General features: G+C 45.0%; 7 protein-coding genes. 3 read left to right on the forward strand and 4 right to left on the reverse strand.

Going from position 1 to position 5,263, the window contains the following annotated elements:
• A partial coding sequence (locus tag A9E74_RS13305; protein WP_218104327.1) for a P-loop NTPase fold protein occupies positions 1-550 on the reverse strand: 550 nt, incomplete at its 3' end.
• Between the two features lie 131 nt (positions 551-681).
• Here A9E74_RS13305 and ubiD point away from each other — a divergent pair.
• Positions 682-2,166 carry a 4-hydroxy-3-polyprenylbenzoate decarboxylase gene (gene ubiD, locus A9E74_RS13310; RefSeq protein WP_069297086.1) on the forward strand — a complete coding sequence of 495 codons (1,485 nt, stop codon included), beginning with the start codon at positions 682-684 and terminating at the stop codon, positions 2,164-2,166.
• Here ubiD and A9E74_RS13315 read toward each other — a convergent pair.
• Genes A9E74_RS13315 through moaD form a run of 3 tightly spaced genes read right to left on the reverse strand, consistent with a single transcriptional unit; the run spans position 2,155 to position 3,218 of the window.
• Positions 2,155-2,544: an MAPEG family protein gene (locus tag A9E74_RS13315; protein WP_069297087.1), complete on the reverse strand. Its 390-nt coding sequence runs from the start codon at positions 2,542-2,544 to the stop codon at positions 2,155-2,157. The two genes, ubiD and A9E74_RS13315, sit on opposite strands and share 12 nt — an antisense overlap.
• A gap of 9 nt (positions 2,545-2,553) precedes the next feature.
• Complete coding sequence (locus A9E74_RS13320) at positions 2,554-2,988, reverse strand: molybdenum cofactor biosynthesis protein MoaE (RefSeq protein WP_069297088.1); 435 nt, start codon at positions 2,986-2,988, stop codon at positions 2,554-2,556.
• Between the two features lie 2 nt (positions 2,989-2,990).
• Positions 2,991-3,218: a molybdopterin converting factor subunit 1 gene (gene moaD, locus A9E74_RS13325; protein WP_069297089.1), complete on the reverse strand. Its 228-nt coding sequence runs from the start codon at positions 3,216-3,218 to the stop codon at positions 2,991-2,993.
• Positions 3,219-3,262: 44 nt separating this feature from the next.
• Between moaD and moaC the strand changes: the two genes are divergently transcribed.
• Both moaC and A9E74_RS13335 read left to right on the forward strand, forming a co-directional pair.
• Positions 3,263-3,742: a cyclic pyranopterin monophosphate synthase MoaC gene (gene moaC, locus A9E74_RS13330; protein WP_069297090.1), complete on the forward strand. Its 480-nt coding sequence runs from the start codon at positions 3,263-3,265 to the stop codon at positions 3,740-3,742.
• Positions 3,743-3,868: 126 nt separating this feature from the next.
• On the forward strand, positions 3,869-5,212 hold the full coding sequence (locus A9E74_RS13335; protein ID WP_245652176.1) for a porin: 1,344 nt from the start codon (positions 3,869-3,871) through the stop codon (positions 5,210-5,212).
• Positions 5,213-5,263: the final 51 nt, after the last annotated feature.

Genomic DNA, 5,263 nt, shown 5'->3' on the forward strand with positions numbered 1-5,263 from the left:
TTGTGTCATCTGGTGGATTTGTGAGCTTATCTTCATCAGCAATAAGTATTACTTTATAACCCTCCTTTTCAACAAAATAATTTATGTACCCAAGAACTCTGTTTAAGTCCATTGTGCAACGCTCAAGATCATCAAAAACAAGAATATAATTTCTAGTATCTGTCATGTAGTGAGCTAATTTGATACTGGGTACTGTTACTTCTGCGGAAGCGTCATGCTTTCCATCACCATCAAGATCAATTTTGAGTGAGCCTCTCAGAACGCCCTTTGCAATTCTTCCAGCTAAAACCATTTTTTTGCTCGATAAAAATGGATTCAATATTTGGAAAAATTTTGTTTCAATATCTTCTGTGGAGGTAATTCCATACAGACTGACGTATAAGAAATTGAGAGTTTCCTTCTGTTTTTTCAATTCAGCTATACAATCTTGTACAAGATGTGATTTACCGCTACCCCATGAACCAGCAATAAATAATGCATATTCTGGAACTACATCTAAGTTGCAATAGTAGTTGATGAACTCTTTAACATGAGAGTTTTTGTCTGACATGTTGCCTCCGATAAATTTGCATCAGTACAAGGGTATATTTACAGGCCCATTAAATATAATGTTAATGGAGATTTAAATATCTCCTTCATAAGCTGCTAATCTACTCAATTAAAGATTAAATAAATAATTAAATGAAATACACGGACCTAAGAGACTTCATCACCAACCTGGAAAAACAGGGCGAGCTAAAACGCATCACCACCGAGGTAGATCCTCATCTGGAGATGACGGAGATTTGTGATCGGGTATTGCGTGCTGGTGGTCCGGCGATTCTGTTTGAGAACCCTAAAGGCAGCAAGATTCCAGTATTAGCTAATCTGTTTGGTACGCCAAAACGTGTGGCATTGGGCATGGGTGAGGATTCTGTTGAGGCATTGCGGGAAGTCGGCAAGTTACTGGCTTTTTTAAAAGAACCTGAACCGCCTAAGGGCATGAAAGACGCCTGGGATAAGTTGCCAATCTTTCGTCAGGTTTTAAATATGGGCCCGAAGGTGGTGAAAAAAGCACCTTGTCAGGAGCAGGTGATTGAGGGCGATGCTATTGATTTGGGGGAATATCCAATTCAACTGTGCTGGCCGGAAGATGCTGCACCATTAATTACCTGGGGTTTGGTGGTGACTAAAGGGCCGCATAAAACTCGGCAGAATCTGGGTATTTATCGGCAGCAGGTTATTGGTAAAAACCGGGTAATCATGCGTTGGTTATCGCATCGTGGTGGGGCGCTGGATTTTAAAGAATGGCAGCAAACGCATCCTGGCGAACCGTTTCCGATTGCAGTAGTTCTTGGCTGTGATCCGGCCACTATTTTAGGTGCCGTGACACCTGTTCCAGACACGCTTTCTGAATATGCATTTGCTGGCTTGTTACGTGGCAGCAAAACTGAATTGGTGAAATGTATCGGTAGTGATCTGCAGGTACCCGCCCATGCCGAGATTGTGCTGGAAGGCTTTATTTATCCCGATGATATGGCACCGGAAGGACCATATGGCGATCACACTGGTTATTACAATGAAGTGGACAGCTTCCCGGTGTTTACCATTGAGCGTATTACCCAGCGTAAGAACCCGATTTATCACAGCACTTATACTGGCCGACCACCCGATGAACCGGCGATTTTAGGGGTGGCATTAAACGAAGTGTTTGTGCCGATTTTGCAGAAGCAGTTTCCTGAGATTGTCGATTTTTATCTGCCACCTGAAGGGTGTTCATATCGTATGGCAGTGGTCAGCATGAAAAAACAATATGCCGGTCATGCCAAGCGAGTAATGATGGGCGTCTGGTCATTTTTACGGCAGTTTATGTATACAAAATTCGTGATCGTCGTCGATGATGATGTCAATGTACGCGATTGGCAGGACGTAATCTGGGCGATTACCACACGGATGGATCCGGCTCGGGATACGGTTTTAATCGAAAACACACCGATAGATTATTTGGATTTTGCCTCACCCGTTTCGGGTCTTGGCTCCAAAATGGGTATGGATGCCACTAATAAACTTCCCGGTGAAACCAACCGCGAGTGGGGCAGACCGATTGAGAAAGATCCGGCGATTGTTGCTCGGGTTGATGCGATTTGGTCAGAGTTGGGATTGGATGAAGAAGACTCAACCCGGTAGTTGAATACCGGCAAACGCTAACAGATTCAATATCGCCATCATGATCAACAGCCATATGGTGATTTGCATACCAATAATTCGTCGGGGAATGATGGCTTTGCTCACACCATTGGCGTGAATCAGTCGACCGATGATAAACAGGCTGCCCAGTAAATGGATTAACCAGGCTGGGCCTTGGCTGAGTTCTAGGAGTAATAGCAGCAGCAGACCAATCGGCAGATACTCAACAGCATTGGCATGAGCCCGAATCGCAGCAAGTAAATCCTGATGTCCACCATCGCCCAAAGCCACTTTATGATGTCTTCGCAGACTGATGACATTAAGAGCCAAAGCGACAATCAACAACGCCGCCAGTGCGGCATAAATTCCGGTAATCATAGTCAACTCCTATAAACCGTCGGTATTGGATTCCACCCAGCGTTCGCCACTCTGATTCTGTTCTTTTTTCCAGAACGGGGCTTTATATTTCAGCTCTTCGATTAGCCAGTTGCAGGCATCCAGAGCTGCACGGCGATGGGCTGACCAGCAACCGATTAATACAATTGCTTCACCGGGAAACACTTCACCAACACGATGCACGATCAGACAATCATTTAACGGCCAGTCGGTTTTAGCCTGTTTTTCTAATTGTTCGAGATAACGCTGAGTCATGGCGGGATAATGTTCCAGCGACATGGTTCTAACGGTTGCATCATCATTATAATCACGCATAGTTCCGATAAAGCTGGCAGCTGCACCATCTCTGCCTGCAGGCATCTGCTGGGAAAACTCACTGAGCCATTCATAAGGCTGAAAGTCTTCATCAAGTATATGCGTGGCCATGATTAACCTCCGGTCACGGGGGGGAAGAAAGCGACTTCATCACCATCATTCACCAGGCTTTGCATATTGGCGTAGTCAAGATTGACGGCGACCAGTAAGTTATTCGGTGGTGTGGCTGATTGCGTTGCCAGGTCCCAAACTTCGGACACAGTAGAGACCTGTTCTACCGTGGTCTCACTCTGTCCCAGACTTTCTCGCAGGCTGGCAAAAAATTTGACTTGAATAGACATCTGGTTGATTGTTCCCGGATAAAAACATAAGGATAACACCCCAAATGGCAGAATTAACCCATTTTAATCAGGCCGGTGAAGCGCACATGGTCGATGTCGGCAACAAAGCGGTGACACAACGCAAAGCTGTCGCCAGTGGGCGGATTGTTATGTTGCCGGAAACTTTGAAATTGATTGAGCAGGGCAATCATAAAAAAGGTGATGTCTTGGGTATTGCCCGCATTGCCGGCATTATGGCGGCCAAACGCACCTCGGATTTAATTCCGCTTTGTCATCCGCTGGCACTAAGTAAAGTGACAGTCGAGTTTGAAATTGATGCTGCCAATAATGCTGTGAATTGTCAGGCTGAAGTTGCTACATCGGGCCAAACCGGTGTGGAAATGGAAGCACTTACTGCGGTGCAGATAACGCTGTTAACTATCTACGATATGTGTAAAGCAGTAGATCGCGGCATGGTGATAACCGATGTTTGCCTGCAGGAAAAAGCCGGTGGTAAATCTGGACATTGGCAACGATCTATCTGAAGAAAGTTCCATCTTCTAACATTTAATTTTCAAAATTAAGTTTGAATTCAGTATCAATACTCTAAACTGCGTATAGGAATTTTTCCTATGTTCGTGAAGGCATAACTTCCCGAGCAGTTCAACTTAATGCTGAGTTCAACTATGCCCCATTCGATTTTAAAATTGTTTTTCGTCGTGTTTCTCGCTTTGCCGCTCGTAAGCCAAGCCTCAGAATTACGTTTGCTAGTTGATATGCTGCATGAAAATGGCATGGTCAGTGAAGAACAATACGGTCGCTTGCTGGCAGAGCTGGAACAAAACCAACAACAGTCAGCTAAAGAAAAACAGGAAATCGCTGAAAAACTTGAATTAGCCACGCAACCTCCCGAAGTAGAAGTCACCACCAAAGGTGGCTTGCGGGTAAGAACAACCGACGGTGAATTTGAAACCCGACTGCGTGGACGCTTGATGATTGATGCCGCAGATTACATGGGCAAACCAGAAATGGGTGATGGCACCAATATTCGCCGCGCCAGATTAGCCTGGACTGGTCGAATGTATAAAGATTGGGGTTTTCAACTCGATTATGATTTTGCCGACGGCGGAAAATTGCGTGATTCCTTTGTCTCTTATCTGGGGTTTGAAGATACACGCTTACGTATGGGGTTGATGGAAATCCCATTCCAGTTGCAATACCGCAGCAGTTCCAGTAACTCGCAATTAATTGAACGTAGTTTGCTGGGTGCCTTTGGTGGTGATCGTTACATTGGTGTGATGGCCGATACCAAAAAACAGCACTGGACCGCAGCAGCAGGTTTGTTTGGTGAAACAGCAACTCGGCAGAATCCGATTGTGGATGAAGGTTGGGGCGTGGGTGCACGTTTTACCGTAGCGCCGATTAATAACGAAAAAGATCGTCTGCTACATTTTGGTATCGCTAGCATGTATCGCAATGTCGAAGATGTCGGCGTGATCGAATTCAGTGATGAACCGGAAGCCCGCGTTGCCGGCAACAATATTGTTGATACCGGCGATATTGATAACACCAAAAGTTTTACCCGTTACGGACTTGAGTGGGCAATGATTCGTGGTCGTTTATCAGCACAATCAGAATATGTATTGACTACCGTTGATCGTAATAATGCTGAAAATCTGCAATTCAGTGGTTGGCATTTTCAAACTGGATTCTTCCTGACCGATGACTCATTAAATTATGAGCGTGGCGACTTTGGCAGCCCTTCACCTAATAAGCGTTTAGGCGATGGGGGTATCGGTGCCTGGGAATTAACCTTGCGATACAGCAGCCTCGATTTGAATGACAAGCTGATTGATGGTGGTGAAATTCAGAACATTACTTACGGTGTGAACTGGTATCCGGTACCGATGTTGAGATTTTCGGCCAACTATATTGATGTACTAAATGTCACAGGTGGTGATAATCATGGAAAAGAACAACGTATATTCCTGGTACGCAGTCAGTGGGCTTTTTAGGTCAAATATTACAATTAGCCAAAGCCCACTGAGTGTAAATTATAGTTTGCA

The sequence above is a fragment of the Methylophaga muralis genome, assembly GCF_001720165.1.
GTDB classification, from domain to species: Bacteria; Pseudomonadota; Gammaproteobacteria; order Nitrosococcales; family Methylophagaceae; genus Methylophaga; species Methylophaga muralis.